Annotated in this window: 17 protein-coding genes; 7 read left to right on the top strand and 10 right to left on the bottom strand. The window is 74.1% G+C overall.

Annotated elements, in window-relative coordinates:
* The first annotated feature begins 81 nt into the window (after positions 1 to 81).
* The 3 genes from AB0I54_RS36940 to AB0I54_RS36930 all read left to right on the top strand — a co-directional run bounded on the left by AB0I54_RS36940 (position 82) and on the right by AB0I54_RS36930 (position 2,811).
* Positions 82 to 759, top strand: coding sequence for a uracil-DNA glycosylase (locus AB0I54_RS36940; protein WP_363300654.1), 678 nt, complete (start codon positions 82 to 84; stop codon positions 757 to 759).
* Complete coding sequence (locus AB0I54_RS36935; protein WP_363300653.1) at positions 756 to 1,745, top strand: BadF/BadG/BcrA/BcrD ATPase family protein; 990 nt, start codon at positions 756 to 758, stop codon at positions 1,743 to 1,745. The genes AB0I54_RS36940 and AB0I54_RS36935 overlap by 4 nt, the downstream gene beginning before the upstream one ends.
* 142 nt (positions 1,746 to 1,887) lie before the next feature.
* A complete protein-coding gene (locus tag AB0I54_RS36930; RefSeq protein WP_363300652.1) occupies positions 1,888 to 2,811 on the top strand; it encodes a hypothetical protein in 924 nt (307 codons plus the stop codon).
* Positions 2,812 to 2,914: 103 nt separating this feature from the next.
* Here AB0I54_RS36930 and AB0I54_RS36925 read toward each other — a convergent pair whose 3' ends face one another.
* On the bottom strand, positions 2,915 to 3,946 hold the full coding sequence (locus tag AB0I54_RS36925) for a lactonase family protein (protein ID WP_363300651.1): 1,032 nt from the start codon (positions 3,944 to 3,946) through the stop codon (positions 2,915 to 2,917).
* 93 nt (positions 3,947 to 4,039) lie between these two features.
* Entirely contained in the window at positions 4,040 to 5,527 is a 1,488-nt protein-coding gene (locus AB0I54_RS36920; protein WP_363300650.1) for an FUSC family protein, read from the bottom strand.
* 262 nt (positions 5,528 to 5,789) lie between these two features.
* On the opposite strand from AB0I54_RS36920, the gene AB0I54_RS36915 reads away from it, so the two are divergent.
* The 3 genes from AB0I54_RS36915 (at position 5,790) to AB0I54_RS36905 (ending at position 8,672) form a co-directional block, all read left to right on the top strand.
* Entirely contained in the window at positions 5,790 to 6,269 is a 480-nt protein-coding gene (locus AB0I54_RS36915; protein ID WP_363300649.1) for an Lrp/AsnC family transcriptional regulator, read from the top strand.
* Between the two features lie 20 nt (positions 6,270 to 6,289).
* On the top strand, positions 6,290 to 6,991 hold the full coding sequence (locus tag AB0I54_RS36910; RefSeq protein ID WP_363300648.1) for an HAD family phosphatase: 702 nt from the start codon (positions 6,290 to 6,292) through the stop codon (positions 6,989 to 6,991).
* Positions 6,992 to 7,250: 259 nt separating this feature from the next.
* Positions 7,251 to 8,672, top strand: a complete 1,422-nt coding sequence (locus tag AB0I54_RS36905; RefSeq protein ID WP_363300647.1) for an MFS transporter — start codon at positions 7,251 to 7,253, stop codon at positions 8,670 to 8,672.
* Between the two features lie 35 nt (positions 8,673 to 8,707).
* Here AB0I54_RS36905 and AB0I54_RS36900 read toward each other — a convergent pair whose 3' ends face one another.
* Complete coding sequence (locus AB0I54_RS36900) at positions 8,708 to 9,454, bottom strand: LysR family substrate-binding domain-containing protein (protein WP_363300646.1); 747 nt, start codon at positions 9,452 to 9,454, stop codon at positions 8,708 to 8,710.
* Between the two features lie 58 nt (positions 9,455 to 9,512).
* On the opposite strand from AB0I54_RS36900, the gene AB0I54_RS36895 reads away from it, so the two are divergent.
* Complete coding sequence (locus AB0I54_RS36895) at positions 9,513 to 9,911, top strand: DUF5997 family protein (RefSeq protein WP_363300644.1); 399 nt, start codon at positions 9,513 to 9,515, stop codon at positions 9,909 to 9,911.
* A 28-nt stretch (positions 9,912 to 9,939) separates the two neighbouring features.
* Here AB0I54_RS36895 and AB0I54_RS36890 read toward each other — a convergent pair whose 3' ends face one another.
* From AB0I54_RS36890 to AB0I54_RS36860, 7 genes are read right to left on the bottom strand one after another with little or no spacing between them, the layout of a single operon-like run.
* Positions 9,940 to 10,839: a peptidoglycan-binding protein gene (locus AB0I54_RS36890; protein WP_363300643.1), complete on the bottom strand. Its 900-nt coding sequence runs from the start codon at positions 10,837 to 10,839 to the stop codon at positions 9,940 to 9,942.
* Positions 10,839 to 12,392, bottom strand: a complete 1,554-nt coding sequence (locus AB0I54_RS36885; RefSeq protein ID WP_363300642.1) for a DUF6519 domain-containing protein — start codon at positions 12,390 to 12,392, stop codon at positions 10,839 to 10,841. Before AB0I54_RS36885 ends, AB0I54_RS36890 begins: the two co-directional genes overlap by 1 nt.
* A 58-nt stretch (positions 12,393 to 12,450) precedes the next feature.
* The gene (locus AB0I54_RS36880; RefSeq protein ID WP_363300641.1) at positions 12,451 to 14,628 is read right to left on the bottom strand and encodes a hypothetical protein; all 2,178 of its coding nucleotides are present in this window, start codon (positions 14,626 to 14,628) and stop codon (positions 12,451 to 12,453) included.
* Entirely contained in the window at positions 14,628 to 18,404 is a 3,777-nt protein-coding gene (locus tag AB0I54_RS36875; RefSeq protein WP_363300640.1) for a putative baseplate assembly protein, read from the bottom strand. Before AB0I54_RS36875 ends, AB0I54_RS36880 begins: the two co-directional genes overlap by 1 nt.
* Positions 18,401 to 21,499 (bottom strand): putative baseplate assembly protein, encoded by a 3,099-nt coding sequence (locus AB0I54_RS36870; RefSeq protein WP_363300639.1) that lies wholly within the window; start codon positions 21,497 to 21,499, stop codon positions 18,401 to 18,403. Before AB0I54_RS36870 ends, AB0I54_RS36875 begins: the two co-directional genes overlap by 4 nt.
* Complete coding sequence (locus tag AB0I54_RS36865; RefSeq protein WP_363300638.1) at positions 21,496 to 21,888, bottom strand: GPW/gp25 family protein; 393 nt, start codon at positions 21,886 to 21,888, stop codon at positions 21,496 to 21,498. The genes AB0I54_RS36870 and AB0I54_RS36865 overlap by 4 nt, the downstream gene beginning before the upstream one ends.
* Positions 21,885 to 22,220: a hypothetical protein gene (locus AB0I54_RS36860; RefSeq protein ID WP_363300637.1), complete on the bottom strand. Its 336-nt coding sequence runs from the start codon at positions 22,218 to 22,220 to the stop codon at positions 21,885 to 21,887. Before AB0I54_RS36860 ends, AB0I54_RS36865 begins: the two co-directional genes overlap by 4 nt.
* Between the last annotated feature and the right edge of the window lie 8 nt (positions 22,221 to 22,228).

Below are 22,228 nucleotides of genomic sequence, written 5' to 3'. Positions count from 1 at the left end.
GGGCCGACGGTTCGGTCAACCTCGGTCGGACTGTGGCCACCGCTTGATCGTCACCCTGTGTACGGCAGTAGGGTGACGCCCGTGGCACCACGACCTTTGCATGAAATCGTCGAAGCGGGCTGGGCGAAGGCCCTGGAACCCGTCGCCGGACGGATCGCCGAGATGGGCGACTTCCTGCGCACGGAGATCTCCGCCGGACGCACCTACCTGCCGGCCGGAGCGAACGTTCTGCGGGCCTTCCAACAGCCGTTCGACGACGTACGCGTCCTGATCGTCGGCCAGGACCCGTACCCGACACCGGGACACGCGGTGGGGCTGTCGTTCTCCGTCGCGCCCGAGGTCCGTCCGCTGCCGCCCAGCCTGATCAACATCTTCCGGGAGCTGAACACCGATCTGGGCCTGCCGCAGCCGTCCAACGGTGATCTGACGCCATGGACGCAGCAGGGTGTGCTGCTGCTCAACAGGGCGCTCACCACGGCCCCGCGCAGCCCGGGGGCGCATCGCGGCAAGGGCTGGGAGGAGGTCACCGAGCAGGCCATCCGCGCGCTGGCCGGGCGCGGCAAGCCGCTGGTGTCCATCCTGTGGGGACGCGACGCCCGTAATCTGCGGCCGCTCCTCGGCTCCCTGCCGTCGGTGGAGTCCTCCCATCCCTCGCCCATGTCGGCCGACCGCGGCTTCTTCGGCTCGCGCCCGTTCAGCCGGGCCAATGACTTCCTGATCCAGCAGGGGGGACAACCGGTGGACTGGCGCCTGCCGTGACCGGCGGCACGGCGGACGGATCCGGCTTCCTGGCCGTCGACTCGGGGGGCTCCGGCCTCCGTGCCGTGGTCGGCGTCGCCGGCCGGGAGCCGTCGGCCCAGCGGGCGTCCGGGGAGCCGGTGCGCACTGGTGCGCGGGGGATCGATCCCGGCCATCTGCTGGAGCAGCTCCTGCCCATGGTCCGTGCCCTGGTCGCCAAGACCGGGGTGAGCCGCCTGGACACGGCTGTCGTGGGCGCCGCGGGGTTCGCCACCCTGGGCGAGGCACTGCGCGCCGAACTGCCGGGTGCGCTGGCCCGGGAGCTCGGCGTGCGGACCGTCGCGCTCGCCGCCGACGCCGTCACGGCCTATGCCGGCGCCCTGGGACCGCGCCCGGGTGCCGTGGTCGCCGGCGGCACGGGGCTGGTGGCGATCGGCACCGACCTGACGTGCTGGCGTCGGGCGGACGGCTGGGGTCATCTGCTGGGCGACTGCGGGAGCGGGGCCTGGATCGGGCGGGCCGGTCTGGAGGCGGCGCTGCGCGCCCACGACGGGCGGGACGGCGGCTCCGTACGGCTGCTGACGTGCGCCGAGGAGCAGTTCGGCCCCGTGACGGGCCTGCCGGGTCTGCTCTACCCGCGTTCCGACCGGCCCGCGGTCCTCGCCTCCTTCGCGCCCCGGGTGGCCGACTGTGCGGACGGGGACCCGGTCGCGGCCGGCATCCTGCGTGCGGCGGCCCGGCACATGGCCGAGTCCGCCGCCGCGGTGTGCCCCGCGGCGGGTGAGCCACGGATCGCTCTCACCGGTGGCCTGTTCAAGATGGGTGACCCGCTGCTCGTACCCCTCGCCGAGGAGTTGGCGAGACGGCTGCCGCACGCGCTGCGGGTCCCGGCCGAGGGGGACCCGTTGCACGGCGCCGTGCGGGTCGCGACCGACCTTGCGACGGGTCGGCTCACTCTGCCGAGTGAAGAGACGATGTTGTACATCGTGACCGGAAAAGGTGATTGATCCGCTTGGTGGGGCAACTGTCCATCACGCGCCCCGATCACTTCTGATTCACGCGTAACTCATCAGACAAAACCGGACGGATACCGCTCACCTGCCCCCTCCCCGAACAGAGGAGCCCAGGAAGCCACTAACATGCGGCTCCATGAGCTCCCCCACTGGGCCCGCGTCCGGCCTGCCAGTACGAATGCCGCGACCCCGCCAGCCCGGACGGCACCGCCGCCCCGAACCGCTGGTGGCTCCCGAGGGCGCGCCCGCGCTCGTCCTCGCGGTGCCCGGTACGCCGAGCGCCGCCACGCGCAGCCTCGCCGAGGAGGTCGTGAGCATCGCCCGCTCCGAGCTGCCCGGCCTGGATGCCCGGATCGGCTACCTGGACGGGGACGATGCCGAGTTCCCCACCCTCCGGTCCGTCCTGACGCACGCCGCCGAGGAGCGCACCGCCCGCTACGAGCAGGCCGTCGCCGCCGGTGCCGAGGTCAAGGAGCCCGACGGCCCGGTCGCCGTCGTCGTCCCGCTGCTGGCCAGTCCGGACAGCGCGCTGCTGCGCCGGGTGCGCCAGGCCGTCATGGACAGCCGGATCGCCGCCGACCTGACCGATGTCCTCGGCCCGCACCCGCTGCTCGCCGAGGCGCTGCACGTGCGGCTGTCCGAGGCGGGTCTCGCCCGCGCCGACCGCGCCCGTCTGTTCACGGTGGCGACCGCCGCCGACGGCATCATCCTCGCCTCCGTGGGCGGCGACGAGGCCGTGCAGGCGGCCGGGATCACCGGCATGCTGCTCGCCGCGCGGCTTGCCGTGCCGGTGATGGCGGCGGCCCTGGACCAGGACGGTGCGATCACCTCCGTCGCCGAGCAGCTGCGGTCCTCGGGCTCGCAGCAGCTGGCGCTGGCGCCGTACCTGATCGGCCCCGAGATAGACCCGGGCCTGCTGGAGGCGGCCGCCGCCGAGGCCGGCTGCGCGACCGCCGAGGCGCTGGGCGCGTACCCGGCGATCGGCAAGCTCGCCCTGGCCAAGTACACGACGGCGCTGGGCATCGCCCCGCAGCAGCCGCAGGGCACGCCGGTCCGCTGACGCCGCACGGCACCTGTAGGACACAGGGCCCGTTCCCGGGACGGGGCGGGCCCTTCGCCTTGTGCGGTGAGGCGGGCGGGGCCGGCGAGGCCGGGCGGCGGGCTCAGCCGAAGACCACGCAGGAGGCCGCGGGTACCGCCACCGAGCCGTCGTAGCGCGGCATGCCGGTCAGCGGATCGACGGCGAACCAGGTCACCTCCCCGGAGCGCTCGTTGGCCGCGTAGAGGAAACCGCCGGACTGGGCGAGGGCACGGGGCCAGTGGCCGCCGCAGGGGACGGTGCCGGTCAGCCGCAGCCCCTCCCCGTCGACCGCGAACACCGACAGGACGTCCTCGCCGCGGGTCGCGGTCCACACGAAGCGTCCGTCGGGCGAGACGACGATGCCGGAGGGGTAGGCGTCGCCGGCCGGAGCGCCGGGCAGCACCGGGGTCTCGGTCAGCGGCTTCAGGGAGCCGCGTTCCGCGTCCCAGCGGCAGACGGTGACGGTCGGGGTGAGTTCGTTGACGACGTAGGCGTATCCGCCGCCGGGATGGAAGGCCAGGTGGCGGGGGCCGGAGCCGGGGCGCAGGGCGAACTCGCGGTGCACCGCCAGGGTGCCGCCGTGCAGGGTGCAGACCCGGACCGAGTCGGTGCCGAGGTCGACGCTGACCGCCCAGCGGCCGCTGGGGTCCGGCTGCACCTGGTGGGCGTGCGGCCCGCGCTGGCGTCGCTCGTGCGGACCCGATCCGGTGTGCTGGAGCAGCCCGGAGGCGGCCTGGGCGAGGGTGCCGTCGGGGCGGACGGGGACGGCGGTGATGCTGCCGGAGCCGTAGTTGGCGGTCAGGACGTGCCCGTCGAAGCGGCTGAGGTGGGTGGGCCCGCTGCCGCCGACCGGGACCGGCGGACCGGCGAGCCGTGGTTTGTCGTCGTGGACGTGGTAGGCGGCCACCGCGCCGTCGGCGGTCTCGCTGACCGCGTACAGGGTGCGCCCGCCGGGCGCGAGCGCGAGGTACGACGGGTCGGGGACACCGTCGACGCTCTCCAGGAGGGCCAGGGCGCCGCTGTGCGGGTGGACCGCCGCCGTGACGACCCCGGGTCCGCCCGCCGCCGTGAACGACCCGATGAACGCCCTTTGCCGCCTGCCGCCGTCTGCCACCGCTGTCCCCTCTCGGTACGAGCCAGTACGAGCCGGTACGGGGCCGACGGTAGCAGTTTGCGGTCTAGACCAAGGCCTTCGGGTCGGCGCGTCTCAGGCGCCGACCAGCGGTGAACCCGCCGGGGTGCGCAGGGGCTCGGCGAGTTCGGAGAGGGCGCGTTCCACGCCGTGCAGGTGGGCGAGGGCGGGTTCCGCGGGCGGTTCGGCGGGGCAGGTGATGTGCTCCGAGCCCCTGGTGAGCGCCTCGACGGCCGCTTCGACGCGCCAGCAGGCGGCGGCCAGCCGGGCGTCGTGGGAGGCCTCCGGATCGGCCGCGACGGCGACCAGGCCGCGGATCTCCCGGGCGCAGTCGTCCAGCAGGGTGAGGACCCGGCGGGCGCGGCGCTTACGGCCGAGCATCGGGTTGAGCGGGTGCACGAGCGGCGCGACCGAGAGCCGTACCCGGCCGAGCAGCTGCTCCAGTTCGGCGACCCGTGGCGCCGGGTCCGCGGTGGGCGAGCCGGCGAGCCGGGCCGCGGCCTGCGCGGTGCACAGGTGCACGCAGCGCAGGGCGCGCTGGATCCAGGCGTCGGTGGTGAGGTGGGTGGTGACGGGCAGCACGAACAGCACGGCGAGTACGGCACCGAGGGCGCCGACGCCGGTCTCCGCGAGGCGCAGGGCGAGCAGGCCGGGGCTCAGGACGCCGAGGAGGCCGTAGAGCAGTTCGGCGAGCAGCGTCACCCAGAGCATCATCCAGGTGTAGGACACGGCGGCCGTGTAGAAGATGCCGAAGACGGCGACGGCGACGAGGACCGCGGTGGGGGCCGGGGCGCCGTGCACCGGGACGGCGATCAGCAGGCCGAGGCCGATGCCGATGACCGTGCCGAGCACCCGGCGGAAGCCCCGGACCAGCGTCTCGCCGCGCGAGGCGGTGTTCACGAAGATCCACCAAGTGGCGCCGACGGCCCAGTACCAGCGCTGTCCGGACACCAGGTGGCCCACGATCAGCGCGAAGCCGGCGCCCGCGGTCGCCTGGACGGCCTGCCGGGTGGTCACCCGGGCCAGGCCGGTGCCGGCGGGCGGGGCGGGCGCGGCCACCGGGGGCAGACGGCGCTCGTAGCACCACAGCCCGAAGCGCACCGCTGCCGCGGCGAGGACGGACAGCAGGACGGCGGCGTACAGCTCCGGCAGCTGTCCCGCGGTGGCGTGCAGGAACTGGGCGATGAAGAAGGTCATGAAGGCGAACACGCCGAGGCTGTGCCCGCGCGGCCCCCAGCGGCGCGCGTACACACCCGCGCCGACGACGGCGAGGAAGGCGAGGTCCCGCGCCACGGGGTGGTCGTGCAGCTCGGCCGCCGCGGCGAGCACCGGCAGGCCCACGGCGGGCAGCAGCGCAGTGGTGACTGCCTGCCCGCGGACGGTGGCGTCGGCGACCGTGAACAGGGCGAGCAGCGCGGCGAGCCCGCCCGTGACGGCGCCCGCGAGGGAGTGTCCGGCCAGGCCGCAGACGACCACCGCCAGTCCGATGCCGAGCACGGCCCGCGCGGCGAAACGCAGCCGCAGCCGCCCCGGGTCCGGAGCCACGAACACCCTCTTCAGCACTGCTTTCCCGCCCCCTGTGGACACTGGCACGAAAAAGGCGCCGCGGGATCCGCAGCGCCATCGACGCCTCCATGACAGCATCAACCGGTGCACTGGCTCAAGTCTCCTCCGCATCACTGAACCATTGGCACAACCGACGATGGTCGAGGACGTCCGGCTGCGGGCCAACGGACCAGGCCGGACGGCTCACCCGCACTGCTGTGAGCTGTGCCATTGGTACTGTCGTTGGTGATCATCGAAGGGACGAGGAGGCCGGCGCGCCATGGCCGTGGACGAGCTCGACACCCGCATCCTGCGACTGCTGCTGGAGCAGCCGCGTACCAGCGTGCGCGAGTACGCCCGCATCCTCGGCATCGCCCGCGGCACCCTGCAGGCCCGGCTGGACCGCCTGGAACGGGAGGGCGTGATCACCGGCACGGGTCCCGCCCTGTCCCCCGCGGCGCTGGGCCACCCGGTGCTGGCCTTCGTGCACATCGAGGTCACCCAGGGCCACCTCGACGACGTCGGGGACGCGCTGGCCGCCGTGCCGGAGATCGTCGAGGCCTTCTCGATCACGGGCGGCGGGGATCTGCTGACCCGGGTCGTGGCGCGGGACAACGCCCATCTCGAGGACGTGATCCAGAAGCTGATCAGCCTGCCGGGCGTGGTGCGCACCCGGACGGAAGTGGCGCTGCGCGAGCGCGTCGCACACCGGCTGCTGCCCCTGGTGGAGTCGGTCGGCCGGACGGCCGCGCGCAGCTGAAGGTTGGCATCCTGGACGCCATGAGCAAGCTCGGCCGACTCGGCACTGTCGCGGTCATCTTCGATCTCGACGGAACGCTCGTGGACAGCGAGCCCAACTACTACGAAGCGAGCCGGGAGACCCTCGCCGAGCACGGCGTGCGCGACTACAGCTGGGCGGACCACGAGAGCTACGTCGGGGTCAGCACCCTGGAGACGGTGATCATCTGGAAGCAGCGATACCGCCTGACCGCCCCGGTCGACGAACTGCTCGCCGCGACGAACCGACGCTATCTGAAGCTCGCCCGCACTCACACCCGCGTGTATCCGGAGATGCGCAAGTTCGTGGAGCTGCTGGCGGCCGAGGGCGTCCCGACGGCCGTGGCCTCGGGCTCCTCCCCCGAGGCCATCGAGGCGGTGCTGGCGGGCACGGGCCTGGACGCCCGGCTGCGCACGGTCGTCACGGCCGACGAGGTGCCTCGCGGCAAACCCGCGCCCGACATCTTCCTGGAGGCGGCCCGGCGTCTCGGGGTGGCCCCCGCGAACTGCGTGGTCCTGGAGGACGCGGCACCGGGCGCGGCGGCCGCGCACGCGGCGGGGATGCGCTGCATCGCGATCCCGTACGTCGCCGCACAGGCCGACGCCCCGGAGTTCGCCACCGCGGGGCTGCTCGTGCGGGGCGGCCAGGCCGAGTTCACGGCGCAGTCGGCATACGCGTGGCTCCTGGGCACGGGCGAGTCCTGACGGACGGCGTGCCGTAGGTCCGTAACCGGGCGCGTCGAGTCCGTGAGCGGGCGCGTCGCCCGGTCGGCGCAGTCCGAGTAGGAACTGTTCTCCGGATGTGTCACGGCCCTCTCGGCCAGCAGCCGCATCAGCCGCGCGACGCCCGGGCGGCCCGCGTCGGCGTATCGGGGTCGTGGCACGACGAGCGCGGGGCGGTAGCGGTTTCTACGGTGATCGCAGGAATCCACGACGCGGTGGACCGCTCCGGGCGGAGGCCCCCATGACCACAGTGCAGGCCGGCTTCACGGAGCCGGTCACCGACGAGCGACGCTGGAAGGCGCTCGCGGTCTGTCTGACGGCGGGCTTCATGACCCTGCTCGACACGTCGATCGTGAACGTGGCGCTGCCCTCGATGGAGCACAGGCTGCACGCGGCGCAGGCCGACCTGTCGTGGGTGGTCTCCGGCTACGCCCTGACCTACGGCCTGTTCCTCGTGCCCGCGGGCCGGCTGGGTGACCTGCGGGGCCGCAGGGAGACCTTCATCGTCGGGGTGGCCCTGTTCACGCTGGCCTCGGCGGCCTGCGGGCTGGCGCCGACCGCCGGGTGGCTGGTGCTGTTCCGGCTTCTCCAGGGCGTGGCGGGGGGCATGATCGCGCCCCAGGGGTCGGGGCTGATCCAGCAGATGTTCCAGGGCGCCGAGCGTGCCCGGGCGTTCGGCATGTTCGGCAGTGTCGTCGCCGTCTCCACCGCGGTCGGCCCGCTGGCGGGAGGGCTGCTGATCGAGGCGTCCGGCAGCTGGCGCTGGGTGTTCTTCGTCAACCTGCCGATCGGCGTGGCCGTGTTCGCCGCGGCGCTGCGACTGTTGCCCGAGTCCCCGCCGAAGGGCTCCGGGGAGGGGTTCGACGTGCCGGGCGTGCTGCTGCTCGGCGCCGGTGCGCTCGCGATGATGCTGCCCCTGGTGCAGGAGCAGGCGTGGCCCGGGCGGCGCAAGTGGGTCCTGGTCCCCGTGGCCGTGGCGCTGCTGGTGGCGTTCTGGGTGTGGGAGCGGCGGCAGGGGCGGCTGGGGCGGGGGCCGCTGGTGGACCTGCGGCTGTTCAGCCGGCGTTCGTTCACCTGCGGGTCGCTGCTGAGCCTGGTGTACTTCGCCGGCTTCACCTCGGTCTTCTTCGTGTACACGCTGTTCCTGCAGAACACCCTGGACTACAGCGCGCTGGCGGCCGGGCTGGCCGCGATGCCGTTCGCGGTCGGCTCGGCGGTCGCCGCGCTGGCCGGGGGACGGCTGGTCGTCCGGTACGGCCGCAGGCTGGTGGTCTGGGGGCTGTGCGCCGTGGTGTTCGGCCTGCTGGGGACCATGGCGGCCGTGTGGCTGGTGCCGGGTGTGGGCGTGGGGTGGGCCGCGGCCCTGCCCCTGCTCGTCGCCGGGGTCGGCTCGGGCCTGACCACCTCCCCCAACACCGCCCTCACCCTCGCCCGCGTCCCGGTGCGCCGGGCCGGCGCGGCCGGAGGCGTGCTGCAGATGGGACAGCGGGTCGGGTCGGCGGCGGGCATCGCAGCAGTGGGCGCGGTGTACTTCGCGCACCTCGCCAACCACGGCCGGGCTTCCGGAGCACTGCAGCTGGGCGTGCTGACGGCCCTCCTGTTCGTCCTGGCCGGCCTGGCCCTGGCCGTCGCCGACCTGGGCGACCGCACCCCGCAGTCCTGACCCGGCGTCTCCTGGACAGAGCCGGATCCCCGCTCCTACGACCGCTTCCGGGGCTTGCCCCGCTTGGTGCCCTGCGAGCCGCCGGAGCGGCCTCGTGGGTTCCGTGCCGCCGACTTGCCCGCGGCGGGCTTCTTCTGGGGGCGCTTGCCCTTCTCCTGCGCCGGGGGCTGGGCGCGGCCGCGGGTGCTGTTGACGGTCCGCCCGCGGACGATGCCGACGAAGTCCTCGACCAGGTCGGTGGTGGCCTCCTCCGGCCAGGACAGGGCGATGCTCGACCGGGGGCCGTCCACGACCGTGCGGTAGGTCAGGTCCCTGCGGTGGTGCAGACGTGCCAGGGACTGGGGGACGACCAGGAGGCCCACGCCGGCCGCGACCAGCTCGATGGCGTCGGCCGTGGTGGCGGGGCGCTCGAAGGCGGGCTCCCCGGGCGGGCTGTCCCAGTCGAAGACGTCGTCGAGCGGGTGGAAGAGGACCTCGTCGGCGAGGTCGTCCAGGGTGACCTCCTCGGCCGCCGTGATCAGGTGGTCCTTGGGGACCACGACCACCGTCTCCTCGGTGTAGAGGGGGATCGCGCTGAAGAACGTACGGTCGACCGGCAGCCGTACGAACCCGGCGTCGGCCCCGCCGTCGCGCAGCACGTCGGGTGCCTCGGCGGCCGTCACCTGGAGGAGGGTGAGGGGGATGTCGGGCAGTCGCTCGGTCCAGATCCGTACCCACTTGGCGGGCGTCACGCCGGGGACGTACGCGAGCCGGAACGACGGTGTTTCCTCCGAGCCTGTCACCAGGCCAGGTTACCGGCCGTGGTCGGACCTCCCGTACCCGGCCGATACCCTTGACCTCATGAGTTCGCAGCAGACCGGCCAGACGATGAAGCCCGCCACGGCGGCGAAGAAGCTGGGTGTGTACCTCCCCGCCACCCCCGCCGAGTTCCAGGAGGGTGTCGTCTCGCGCGCCGAGCTGAACGAGCTCCAGGCCGATCCGCCCCAGTGGCTGCGCGAGCTGCGCGCCAACGGCCCCCACCCCCGCCCCGTGGTGGCGGCGAAGCTCGGGGTGTCCATCTCGGGCCTGGCGCGCGCCGGGGTCACCGAGGCGCTCACCACCGAGCAGATCGAGGCGCTAAGGCAGGAACGGCCGGAGTGGCTGGAGAAGGAGCGCGCCACCCAGGCCGAGGTCCGCAAGGAGTCGGTGCGCGTCAAGAACCTGAAGCGGGACAAGGAGCAGGGCGCCGAGCGGGACTGAGGCCCCGCCCCGCCCGGGTGCGGCCCGCTCAGCCGCCCGACGGCACCTTCAGCCGGTCCCAGCTGACCTTGCCGGGGATGCCGTCCGCGTCCTTGCCCTTGAAGCCGAGCTTGTGCTGCCAGGCGGCGTACGACTTGCGGTCGGCCTCGGTCCACTCGGGGCTCGGCCCGCTCTCGTAGTGGCCGCAGCCCTCGGCGACCAGTCGGCGGCCCATGGCCGTGATGACCGGCGACTTCTGCCCGATGTGGAAGAAGCCGCTGCCCGGGAACGGCGCGTGGGCCGGCTTCGGCGCGGGCTTCGGGTCGGTCGGGCCGCCCGGGTCCTTCCCGCCGCCCCTGCCGGCCAGCCGTTCGGCGATGCGCGCCCGCATGCCGTCCATCGTGAAGCCGCGCGGGTCCTGCTTGCCCGGCTGCCACTCCTTGTGCCCGATGACGGAGCGCTCGGACCAGCCGTAGTGGCGGCAGATGGCGGCCGAGACCTTCTCGATGGCCTCCTTCTGCGCCTCGGGCCAGGGATCCTTGCCGTCGCCGAGGTTGATGCACTCGAAGCCGTAGAAGTGCCGGTTGCCGTCGACGTCGGCCTCGTTGTCGTGGGGCAGTCTCGTCTCGTTGACGACGGCGCGCAGGACGTCGCTGTCGCCGAGGCCCGCGTGGTTGGCGCGGCCGTTGCCGACGAGGTGGACATGGCCCTGCTTGTCGATCACACCGTGGCACAGCGGGCCGGGCAGGCCGGAGTAGCCGTTGTAGCAGATGTCGACGGAGGCGGACGTCCCGGAGGTGACGGTGTGGTGGATCATGACACCGTTCACCGGTCCCCAGGGGCCCTTGGTGTTGCGGTTGTGCTGACGCCAGTTGCGCACCTCGTGGACGGTGACGCCCTCGGCACGCAGGATCTCCACCAGCTTGGACGCGCTCATCGGCTGGGCCATCAGCGGTCTCCTTCCACGGCGGCCTCGGCCGCCGCTGTGGTCTGTGAGCGGCCGCCGGAGGGATCGGCCTCCGCCGCCTGTTCCTCGCTCGCGGCCTGTGCCTCGGCGGCGAGCGTCGCCTCGTCCGCCGCCGGAATGCCGACGGCCAGCGGTCCGAAGGCCAGGCGCAGATCGACCGTGCCGCCCTCGCCCCTGACCAGGGCCAGCGGCGCGAAGTGCCGGGCGATCCCGGCGGGCGCCGTCAGCAGGGGGCGGCGGGCCGGGTCGGTGGGCCACTCGACGCTGCCGGTGGCGGTGCGGGCGGGGATCAGCCAGTGGTCGCCGGTGCGGTAGCCGCCGCCCTTGGCGAAGTACACCTCGACACCGTCCTCCAGGGGCAGCCACTCCCCCTCGGTGACGGGCACCGCGCCGCCCTTCAGGGCAGCGGTGCGGCCCTTGCGGCGCGGCCCCTCGTGGTGGTCCCAGCGGCGCAGGAACGGATGCAGATGTGGCAGCCGTCCCACGCCCGGGTCCGGCTCGCCGGAGAGGCGGACGCGCCGGCCCGGCAGGTCCAGTTCCTCGACCCGCAGCAGGGGCAGCGCTTCGAGGCGGGAGGCGTAGGCGGTGTCGGTGAACTCGACGAGGTCTCCGACGTCCAGGTCCAGCTTGTCATCGAGGCCCAGGGTGGCCAACTGCACCCAGGTGCCGTCGAGTTCGTCGACCGGGAAGACCACCGAGCCGTTCTCCCGGGACCACTTGAAGGTGGCGTCCTTCGCCTCGCCGCCCGCGTGCACCTCCACCCGGTACAGCTGGTTCTCGGGGCCGCGGTAGCGGGCGTCGGGCCGGACCAGGCACGGGTCCTCGTCGGCGTGCTCGGGCCGCTCGCTGCGGGCGGCGAGCCGCGCCGAGGGGGCGGCCTGGCCCTGCGCCCAGCGGTCGAAGGCGGCGCGCACCACCTCCTTGGCGGGTTCGGCGTCCTCGATCTCCAGCTCGGCCAGGGACAGCGGCAGGACCTGCCAGACGACCTTGGCGCGGACGGCGGTGTCGGGCAGGGCGGCGCCGAGGGCGACCTCGCGCAGGGCCGGGTCCTCGGCCGCGCAGACGGCGCGCTCCCACACCTTGAGGTAGACCAGGAACGGTGTCTGGGCGGGCGAGGGCAGCCGGTCCCCTGGCTTCTCCGGGTCGCGGAAGCCGTCGGGCTGGTTCCAGTAGTCCCAGTACCTCTCCGCGGTCGGCGCCGGCTCCGGTTCCCCGGCGTCCTCGTGGGGCACGGGCGTGCCGGGTGCCGGGCGGTCCGCGTCGCACAGGATGCCGTCCACGTAGTAGCGGCCGCCGTGGATGTACAGGGTGTCGATGTCGTGCTTGCCGCCCACGTACTCGATGCGGAAGCCGGTCGCGTCGCGCGGTCCGCCGTACCGGCCGATCAGGTCCGCGGTGAGGGTGCGGGCCCGGTGGAGCTGGATCGCGGTCTGCTCGTTGAGGTCGGCGTCGAGCTGGACGCGGCCCTGCTGGGCGACGACCGCCGAGTAGTGCCGCTCCGGACGGAACGTGGCGCGGGAGAGGTCAGCGTGCATGGAAGGGGTCCCCCTGGTTCGGGATGTCTCGGATCAGGCGTAGGAGGTGCGGCTCGGCTCACGTCACGAAGAAGATCCCGGCGTCGGTGCCCGCGGGCGTGTACTCGGCGAGCCGGGCGCGCAGACCGTCCTCGCGCTGCGGCCGGTACAGGTCGTGGAAGGCGCCGAGCTCGGCGCCGTCGTCCGCGCCGCGCCGGATCTCCTCGGCGCACCGGTCCGCCAACTGCCCGTACCAGGGCGTCCCATAGCGTTCGGATGCGAACAAGGGCCGTACGCGCGCGGCCTGTTCGGGCCCGGCGAGATCCGGCTGGCAGCGGTACCGGCGCGGGGTGCGCGAGCCGGGCGGGACGTACGAGTACCGCAGGCAGCCGATGCCGCGCCGGGCCACGTGCAGCCTGCCGGTGAGGACCGAGTTCTCGGCGATCCGTACGGCGTGCGTGTGGATCTCGCCGATCACGGTCGTGCGGTGCAGATGGAGCACGGCGTGGGCGTGGCGGCAGTCCGGGGCGGAGAGGGCCTCGCGGTCGTGTCCGGTGGCGTCCAGGACGCTGTCGCGCAGATGGATGTCGAGGGGGTCCTCCGAGACCTCGTCGCCGATGACCTCGACGGTGCCGAGGATGCTGTGCTCGATCTGGAGGCAGGCGGTGGTGCGTTCCAGGACGATGCTGGGCTCGTCGGGTGAGTGCGGCGCGCACTCGGGCTCCAGCGACCAGCCCGGCACCAGCGTGGAGTGCCGGACGACGACGGCGCCCATCGGACCGGTGACGTTGATGCCGCGTCCGGCGACCAGCAGCCCGTCGAGGACGATGCGGGGCCGCTCGTGCGGGGCACAGTCGTCGGACACCGCACGGATGTTGAGGGCGTCGGGGCGGTTGCTGTACCAGTCGAGCAGCCGGATCACCGGCCGGGTGCCCTCGGCCGCCCGCAGTTCCAGCCGGTCGCCCGGATCGAGGTCGAAGTCCAACTGCTCCTGGTAGGCGCCGCTGTGCGTGATCTCGATGATGCCGGTGCGGTCCGGGCTGCGCTCGTCCTGCCAGGCCCGGTAGGCGTCCATGATCCTGCGGTACGGCTGTTCCGGGCCGACGCGGTAGAAGTCGGCGTCGGGCCGGGGCTCGCGGTCGGTCCGCTCGTACTCGCCGCCGCCCAGGTCGGCGACGGACGCGTGGTGGTAGTCCACCCACACGCCCTGCCGGGGCGCCGACCGCGACCCGAACGCGATCCGGCCCAGCTCCGGGTCGACGGCGATCTGGCCGCGCCTGGGCCGGTAACGCCAGTCGGAGAGGTCCGCGACCACGATGTCGGACGGCGGTACGGGCCGGTCCTCGCCGTCGCGCCGGATGACGAGGCTCTTGCCCGGGCCGTAGTAGTCCGCGAGCCGGTCGTGCAGCAGGCGGCGGGTGATGAACGCCGGGACGTTGTCGACGGCGGCGATGTGAGCCGGCGAGGGTTCCGGGACGGGCTTGGTGACCAGGGGTGTGTCGTTGCCGAGGATGGAGAAGGTGTAGAGGTTGCGGGCGCGGTCGATGCAGTAGGCCGGGGACGAGGTGAGGGAGTGGGCCTTCAGCCGCCAGACGAAGAGCCCGACTCCGGACGGGGTCCAACCACCCTGCCGACGGGCGGAGTCGGCACGGCGTACGTCGACGGTCCTGGCCGCCTCGTCGAACGGACCGCCCGCGAGGGCGAGTCCCGCGCCGTTCCGCAGGTCGAGGAGGCGGCCGCGCTCCCCTCGCCGGCCGGTGCCGTACAGCTTCACGGGCTGGGTGTGGGCCACGTGCCGGGACAGCTCGACCGCGCGGGCGGGCCACTCGGCCACCTGCTCGGCGAGTTCCTCCAGCAGATGGAGGGTGCCCTTGCGGCGGCGGTGGGCGACGGTGGCGGCCACGTCCGCGCGCGGGGCGACGGCCTCGGCCAGGGCGTCCCGGCCGCCGCCGTGCAGCCCGGTGGTGAGGACGCGTTCATAGCCCGGCAGGGTGCGATAGCCGACGAGGTCGCCGAGGTACGGCAGCACCCAGGGGGCCGCGGTCTCCACGAACAGGTCCTCGTAGCCCTGCTGGACCCCGTCGCGGACCCGGTCGAGCTGCTCGGCGATCACGGCGAGCAGGGCGCGCAGCGGCTCGCCCTCCTCGGCGTCGCGCAGCCGGTGCCAGCGGGGCAGCAGCTCGGCGAGCCCGTCGGGCTCCCGGGGCGTCACCGGGGCCGGCGTCTCCAACTGGACATCCGCCGAATGCGCGGCCATCACTTGACCTCCGTGAGAATCAGGGTGTCCGCGGCCCGTGCCGACAGCAGAGCGAGCTGGGCGGGGCGGATGCCGCGGAAGACGAACACCGTCCGGCCCTTCGCCAAGGGCCGGGTGTGGGTGATGTCGGGGTTGAGGCGCAGGAGTTCGGCGAGCGGGATGCCGTAGCGGGCGCAGACGGCCGACAGGGTCTCGCCGTGCTCGTCGCGGACGGTGTGGGTCCGCTCCTCGTACGTCGCCGGGTGCGCCGGTACGGACGGCCGGGGTATGCCGGGTCCGGTGAGCAGCGCGGTGAGCTCCTCCGGGCCGGCGGAGGCGGGGACTCCGGTGAAGACGTCGACGTCCACGTAGTCGACGCCGGGCACGGAGTGCGCCGTGGCCAGCAGCTCGGAGAGCCGGGCGGGCTGCCCCAGCTCCCGGCCCTCGTAGCCGAGTCGCCGCAACAGGGCCTGGCGCAGCCACGGTTCGACGATCTCCCAGGAGTGGTCCGGGGCGACCCTCACCTTGGCGGCGACCAGCAGCAGCACGAGTTCGCGTACGTCCACGCGGACCGGGAGGTTCGGGTCCCCGTACTCCGTCAGCGCCCCGCGCAGGGCGCGCAGCACATCGGAGTCGTCGGCGATCGGGACGTCGTCGGTGCCCGCGACCGTCACGTGCAGCACGCGCCGGCGTCCGTCGAACAGCTCGCGGGCCGCGGCCCGCCCGATGCCCGCCCGCGAGCGGGCGAAGTCCTCGTAGTCCAGCGGGGAGACCAGCCGGTCCAGGGCGGAGACGGCGAGCGGGACGGTACGGCGGGTGAGGCCAGGCCCGTCCGCGTCCGCGCCGCCCGTGGCCGGACGGGGGTTGGTGACCGCGGTGACACCGAGCGGCCGGGTGAGGGGCTGGGTGATCCGGTCGGCCGGGACGTTGGCGGCCCGGCCGGTGCCGAAGCGGTATCGTGCGCGGACGTTCTCGTGGCCGCTGGGCAGCCGGGCGCCGTGCACGCCGTCGCCGAAGGTCACGGTGGTGCGGCCGTCGGACGCGGTGCCCGTGATGTACACCCGCTCGGTCGGGCCGCGCCCGGCGAGGCTGTCGGCCTCGTGCCACAGCACCCCGTCGACACGCACTTCCAGGACGGGGGTCGCGCCGAGCGGATTGTCGGCGGCGAGCCAGGTCAGCGGGGACTGCCAGAGCGCGAAGGACTGGTTGACGCGGTCGGAGTCGCCGCTGCCGATGGCCTCCTCGCGGCTCTCGCCGTGGGTGGCCTCGACGACGTTGCCGAGGATCCGGACACTCGCGCGGCGATAGCGGTGCACGAGGTCGGCGGTGAGGGTCAGCCGGGTGTGGACGTGGTCGCCGGGCAGCCGGGGATCGACGGCGGGGTCGGCGGCTGCGAGCGTGACCACCTCGGTGGCCGTGACACCGGTCGCGCCCGGGATGTCGGCGCGCTCGCCGCTCACGACGAGGGTGCGGCCGGGACGCAAACCGTCGTACAGCTCCGCGAGTTCGATCTCGTTGCCGTGCACGTCCTCGCCGAGCGGCTCGTCGGCGGGGCGGAGCGGCTCGCCCGCCGCGTGCACCGTGGTGTCGCGGATGTGGGAGAGCAGGACGTCGAACTCGTCCAGCCAGGGGTCGGCGAGGGTGAGTTCGGTGCCGCGGCCGGTGATGCCGTAGTTGGAGTACGCCGCGGTGCGCGCCGCCACGACCTGGGTGGTGACGAAGGCCAGCTTGGCGTCGCCGGGTACGGCGGCTCCCTTGGCCGGGCGCTGGACGGCCACCCAGCTGCCGACCGTGATGCCGTCGTGCACGCTGTCCAGCTGGAGGACACGGCGGTTGACCGGCTCCGGCTTGCTCGCGACGACGATCTCGACGTTGGGCTCGGTGCTGCCCACGGTGTACCTGAGGGTCACCTCGTACGCGCCGTGGGTGGCCTGTACGGGTACCCCGGGGCGCAGGGTGAACTCCTGCGGCGTGCCGTTGTGGATGCCCACGTGGACCGTGCCGTCGTCGTCCGGCCGGGACACGAACAGGGTGCGTTCGGGCAGGCCGGAGTGAAGGCGGGCGGTGACGCCGGGCTCCTCGGCGACGGCCGGGCGGCGGTTGAGCCAGCTCAGTTCGCGGTCCTGGGCGGCGCGGGTCGACAGGTCGACCTGGCCGGGGCCGAGCGGGAAGGTGAGCTGCTGGGTGACGGGCAGGTTCTCGGCGCGCTGGTCGGAGCTGCTGCCCTCGACGTACTGGAACTCCGCCCGGACCGGCACCTTGCCCGCGGTGTCGTACACCACGCGCATGCTCGCCAGCACCGCGCCCGTCAGCGGCCAGTCGGCGGTGCGGATGACCCGGCCGTTGGCGTCCTGGACGGGCTTGAGCGGGGCGGTGGCGCCGAAGGGGGCCGCGGTGACGCGCATCGCGAGCAGCTCGCGCAGCAGCTGCGGGGTGCCCGGTGCGGCGGCCGTACGCCAGGCCGGGTAGAGGCTGCCGAGCCCCGGGTCGAGGGCGGCGAGGAGACGGGCGGTGTCGGTGCCGGGACGGTGGGGGCGGCCGCCTGCACGGGGTGCGGGGGCGCTGGAGCGCAGTGCGGGAAGAATCCTGCTCAGGGTCTGGAGGGCGGCCTGGCGGGGGTCGCGGGCCGTTCCCTGCCGCGCGTCGGCGCCGCCGGCCCCGGACGAGGCGTCGGAAGCGGTGGCATCGGCGGGCCGCGCGGGCGCCAACTCCTCTGCCCGCTGGGCGAGTTCTGTCAGCACCGCAGCCAACTGCTCGAACCACGCCGCCACGTCCTCGTACGGCTCGGCGAGCACCTGGGCCTCGCCCAGGCGGGCGACGGGGTCCGCGAGGCGGGCCGTGAGGCCGCCCGGGGTCTTGATGCCGTCCAGGTCGGCCCGCAGCGGGGCGAGGACCTGGTCGTCGAAGTCCTCGATCAGCCGGCTGACCGGACGCGGGTCGGGGACCTCGGGGGTGGGGGGCTCGTCGCCCGGCTCGCCCGGGTCCACCGGCTCCGCGGTCCAGCGCCGTACCTCGTCGACGAGTTCCTTCAGCGTGGGCGGGGCCGACCTGGGCAGGGAGATCGCGGTGATCTCTTCCTCGCGGTCGATCCGGACGTTCGCCACGGGCAGCAACTTGCGCTCCCCGCCCGCTTGTTCACCGAAGACGAAGAGCAACTGGTCGCCGGTCTGCAGGGAGTTCGCCGTGCCCTCGACGAACAGCTGCGAGCGGCGGTCGAGGTCGTCGGGGGTGAGCAGGGAGGGACGGCGGCGCCGCACCTTCAGCTCGTTCCAGTCCCAGCGGGCGGTGAGGTCCCGGCCGGTCTCGAAGGTCAGGGACTGCTCGTCGGCGGAGGCGGGCACGCTGTGGCTGCGCGCCCCGCGCGGGATCAGCACCGGCATGGCCCCGGCGCGCGGATCGCGTTCGAGGGTGTAGGCGAGATGGGTGCCGGCCGCCACGCCGGGGCGCGGGCGGTGGCCGACCAGCCGGCCGAGGAGCACCAGCGAGCGGTGCTCGTTCGCGGTGCGGATGTAGGCCTCGTCGGCGATCCGCTCGGAGTGGAAGGTGAGCAGGTCCCCGAGGACGGCGGTGGCGTCGAGCAGGCCGATCGCCGGGTCGTCGGGGGTGCGCACGGTGAGCCCGTCGAGGGCCGGGTAGGCGGGTGAGGCGAGCCGGTCGAGGAGCGCGGCGAGGAAGGAGCCGTACTCGCCGACGCGGTAGTCGAGGGCGGTGCGGCCGGGAGGGTTGTGGAGCGGGGCGGGGGCGAGGCGTTCGTCGTGCCCGCCGCACGCGCCGCCGCAGGAGCACACGGCGGTCATCGGTCACCTCCCAGGGAAATCGCGAGCCGCCCGTTCTCCGGCCGGTCCGGGTCGTTGTCGCAGGTGGCGATCTCCAGCGGGCCGAGCCGCAGCACGCCGTCCTCCCTTTCTCCTCGGTCCTCGTCGAACAGCCGCCGCAGCCGCGTGACCTGGACGCTCTCCACACCGGGGACGGCCGCGGCGACGGCGACCAGGCGGCTGAGCCGGACCGGCTCGCCGAAGGTCAGCGCGTCCGGGTGGAAGAAGCCCAGGCGTCCGCCCGGCAGCCGGCCGCTGCCGAGCACGCGGTACAGCTCGGCCAGGATCTGTCCGTGCTGGTGGCCGGGCCGGGCGCAGACGGTGAGCGCGATGTCGAGCGGCACCAGCCGGGCAGGGGCGACCACCAGGTCGTGGCCGATGCGCCGGTACGGCTCCAGGGCCTGGGCCACCGAGGCGAGCAGCCGCTCGGTCGGGGCGCCGGTGCCGAGCGCGTCCACGGCGACGTGCGTCTCCTGGACGCTGCCGGTCCAGCGGAGCTCCGCGGCGGCCCGCTGCACCCCGGGCAGGGCGGAGGCGAGGGCCGCGTAGTCCTCGGCGGTGACCGCGCGCAGCCGGGTGCGGCGCAGGTCGAGCGGGGCCGACTGGCGTACCTGGTCGACGGGTTCGGGCTCGGTGCCGCCGGTGGCGGGCAGCGGGTTGCGCACGGTGGCGGCGGGCGCTTCGCAGTCGCCCTCGACGACCAGATGGTTGATGGCCTCCGCGCCGACGTTGCCCGCGCTGCCGCCCCCGAGCCGGTAGCGCACGGACAGCCTGGCCCCGGGCGTCGGCCGCGCGCCGTGGCGTCCGTCGCCGAAGCGCAGGGCGAGGCGGCCGTCGTCCTCGGTCTCGCCGACGAAGTGCCGGTCGCGGGGCGCGCTGCCGAGCAGGTCGCGGCGCGGCTCCCAGATGGCGTCGGTGTCGTGCAGCCGTACGGCGGGCAGGGCGCGGCGTGGATCCTGGGCGAGGGCGCCGGTCGCGGAGCCGCGCAGCACCCTCTCGTCGGGGTGGAGTCCGGCCGCGTACGCCGGGCCCCAACTGTGGGCGATCTCCCAGGCGATGTGCCCGTCGAGGACCGTGCCCGCGCGCGCCCGCGCGGCGAGGATCTCGACGCGGCGCAGCTTGGCGTCGAGCAACTGGTCGCTGCGGTGCAGGAGTTCACGCAGCGCGCGGACCGGATGGCGGCGGAGCTCCAGCCGCTCCAGCACCTTCAGGCCGTAGATCACGGCGAGTTCGTCGGTCTCCTGCTCCCCGAGTCCGTCGCGGTCGCGGGCGCTGCGCCACAGTTCGACGAGCCGCTGCCCGACCCGGCCCGGGATGCCCGCGATCCGCTCCGCCTGTCCGGCGGCGACCGTGGCCGGGTCGGGGAACGGCACGGCCTGGGTGACGGGCGCACGGCCGAGGACCGGGCGGAAGCGGGGGGCGATGCCGGGGTACACGGACTGCGCGAGCAGGGTCCGCAGCGCGGCGGCCTGCGCATAGGCCGTGCCGGGCACGACGCGCTCGTGCCGCTGCCCGGCGCGTTCCAGGCCGATTCCGGCGCGCATGGTGGCGTTCTCCCCCACGACCTCGAACAGTTCGCGGACGTCGTCGGGGGCCAGGGCCTCGCCGCGCTCCGCCCGGTCCGTGAGGGAGTGGATGAGCCGGGCGGGCGCGTTGCCCTCCGTACGGTCGGGGCAGCCGAAGTCCGGCGGGTCGCAGGGGGCCACGACGGCGGGCACCGGCGGCGCGGTGACCGTCTCGTGGAGTCCGGAGCGGCCGTGGTCCACGAGGACGGCGTTGCCGCGGGCGAGGGTCACGTCCTCGACGGGCAGGCAGTCGCGTCCGCCGCGGGTGGTGAGGCAGAGCGGGAAGCGCAGGGCGTCCTCGGCGGCCCAGGTGACCTCCAGGACGGGCTGGTCCTCGATGTGGTCAAGGCCTGGCGTGACGGAGGTCAGGCGCACGGCCTGGCGGTGGGTGGGGTCGGCGTCGCCGGGGGTGCCGGTGCGCGGGCCCTTCACCTCCTCCAGGACCAGGACGTCGCCCGGCTGGAGGTCCAGTCGGCGGTCCCGGCAGGTCTCCTGGTCCACCCACTCGTCGCGCAGGGTGGCCGCGGTGGCGCCCTGCGGCAGGGCGCACACCTCGCCGCCCCAGGTCCACAGCCGGATGGCGTTGTGCGCGACCCTGAGCTCCAGCGGGTCGGCGGTGACGACCGGTTCGAAGACCTCCACCGAGCCGCGCTCGTCGAGGTCGCCGAGGTCGTTCTCGTCGATGACGGTGCCGGGCTCGGGAAGGTCGTGCGGATCGAGGCGGCGCACGTCGACGGAGGCGAAGCGGAAGGTGCCGGGCGCCAGGGTGTGGTCGGCGGCGGTCTCCACGGTGACGTACGCGCGGGCGTTGCAGCCGTCGTGCATCGCGTAGTCGATGAGCCGGACGTGCCGGCGCACGGAGACCCGGCGGCGCGCGGTGTCGAGGTAGGCCTCGGTGGCGACCGCGTCCTGCTGGTAGCTGATCCGGTCGCCGGTGTGGGCGAGCAACTCCACGAGGGTCACGCCCAGGTCGGCGGGGTTGCGCTCGACCCAGTCGGGGGTGGTGAGCGCGAGCCGGTCCAGCAGCAGCTTGCGGATGGTGTCGTAGTCGCGGGCCGTGTAGTCGACGACCGGGGTGGCCGGGAGGGCGGGCTCCGGCTCGTGGTCGTCCGTGCAGTCGAAGGGGGTCGGGCAGTCGGGCCGGAAGGCGAACTCCGCGCTGTGGTAGCGCTGGTCGAAGCCGCGCAGCGGCTCCGTGCCGGGCCGCCCGTACGGGTCGGGCTCCACGAGTGCCAGCCGGTAGCGGGAGGTGTCGCCGGCCCGGTCGAGGGTGACGTGGAGCCGGTCGTCGAGCTCCGGGTCCTCCTCGCGCTCGACGCTGACGTCGACCGCGGTGATGCCGGTGATCCGGCGCCCGCCGTCGATGCGGACGTTCTCGGGCCCCAGGCCGTGCGGGGCCTTGCCCAGGAAGGTGACCGTGAGCAGCAGCCCATCGTCGCTCACTTCGACGGCGTCGACGCCGTTGAGCTGGGCGGCGCGCACCTTGGCGCGCCGGGTGGTGAGCGCGCTCATGCCGCCCTCCCCTCGAAGACGTCCTCGCGGACGGCGCCGGTGGCGCGTACGACGTAGGACAGATGCACGCGTACGACGTCGTCGCCGCCCTCGATGTCGAGGGCCACGACCTCGACGAGGTCGCCGAGCCAGCGCTGCAGCGAGGCCTGGACGGAGAGTTCCAGGGTGCTGATCAGCTCGGGGCTGTTGGGTGCGAAGACCAGGTCGAGCAGTCCGCAGCCGAAGTCGGGGCGCATCACGCGCTCGCCGGGGCTGGTGAACAGCAGTTGCTCGATCAGGTCGTGGACGTGCTCGGCGGGGCCGGCGTGCGCGGTGCGGCCCCGGCGGTCGGCGTGGAAGGGGAACGCGATGTCGGTACGCGGGCGGGTTCGTTGACTCGTCGGCCTCATCGGACGGTGACCTTTCGCTGCGCGGCCTGGACGACGGGCGGCCCCTGCGGGACGAAGGCCGCGGTGAAGCACTGGGCCGCGCAGGTGTCGAGCAGCACGGCCGCGCCGTCGACCGTGACGCCGACGTCGTCGGCGGTCCAGCGGACCGAGACGCACGGCGAGGGCACCCTGTCGACGATGTGCGGGCAGCCGGTGACGACATAGGCGTGGGCGGCCGTGGCGACGGCCGCGCCCGCGATGCGTGTGCCGCCGGTGGGTGTGGTGGCGGGCATGACGCGGCCGCCGTGCGGGCAGCCGATCACGGCGCCCGCGTCCAGCAGACTTCCGGACAACTTCTTCC

This window comes from Streptomyces sp. NPDC050625, assembly GCF_040654755.1.
Taxonomy (GTDB): domain Bacteria; phylum Actinomycetota; class Actinomycetes; order Streptomycetales; family Streptomycetaceae; genus Streptomyces.
The sequence above is the reverse complement of the archived record's forward strand: the minus strand, read 5'-3'. Positions and strand labels throughout refer to the sequence as shown.

What these genes read in the sequence shown, in the direction of transcription:
- AB0I54_RS36930 (WP_363300652.1), top strand. Translation starts at nt 1,888, where the DNA reads ATGAGCTCCCCCACTGGGCCCGCGTCCGGCCTGCCAGTACGAATGCCG.
- AB0I54_RS36915 (WP_363300649.1), top strand. Translation starts at nt 5,790, where the DNA reads ATGGCCGTGGACGAGCTCGACACCCGCATCCTGCGACTGCTGCTGGAG.
- AB0I54_RS36910 (WP_363300648.1), top strand. Translation starts at nt 6,290, where the DNA reads ATGAGCAAGCTCGGCCGACTCGGCACTGTCGCGGTCATCTTCGATCTC.
- AB0I54_RS36905 (WP_363300647.1), top strand. Translation starts at nt 7,251, where the DNA reads ATGACCACAGTGCAGGCCGGCTTCACGGAGCCGGTCACCGACGAGCGA.
- AB0I54_RS36895 (WP_363300644.1), top strand. Translation starts at nt 9,513, where the DNA reads ATGAGTTCGCAGCAGACCGGCCAGACGATGAAGCCCGCCACGGCGGCG.
- AB0I54_RS36890 (WP_363300643.1), bottom strand. Translation starts at nt 10,839, where the DNA reads ATGGCCCAGCCGATGAGCGCGTCCAAGCTGGTGGAGATCCTGCGTGCC.
- AB0I54_RS36885 (WP_363300642.1), bottom strand. Translation starts at nt 12,392, where the DNA reads ATGCACGCTGACCTCTCCCGCGCCACGTTCCGTCCGGAGCGGCACTAC.
- AB0I54_RS36880 (WP_363300641.1), bottom strand. Translation starts at nt 14,628, where the DNA reads ATGGCCGCGCATTCGGCGGATGTCCAGTTGGAGACGCCGGCCCCGGTG.
- AB0I54_RS36875 (WP_363300640.1), bottom strand. Translation starts at nt 18,404, where the DNA reads ATGACCGCCGTGTGCTCCTGCGGCGGCGCGTGCGGCGGGCACGACGAA.
- AB0I54_RS36870 (WP_363300639.1), bottom strand. Translation starts at nt 21,499, where the DNA reads ATGAGCGCGCTCACCACCCGGCGCGCCAAGGTGCGCGCCGCCCAGCTC.
- AB0I54_RS36865 (WP_363300638.1), bottom strand. Translation starts at nt 21,888, where the DNA reads ATGAGGCCGACGAGTCAACGAACCCGCCCGCGTACCGACATCGCGTTC.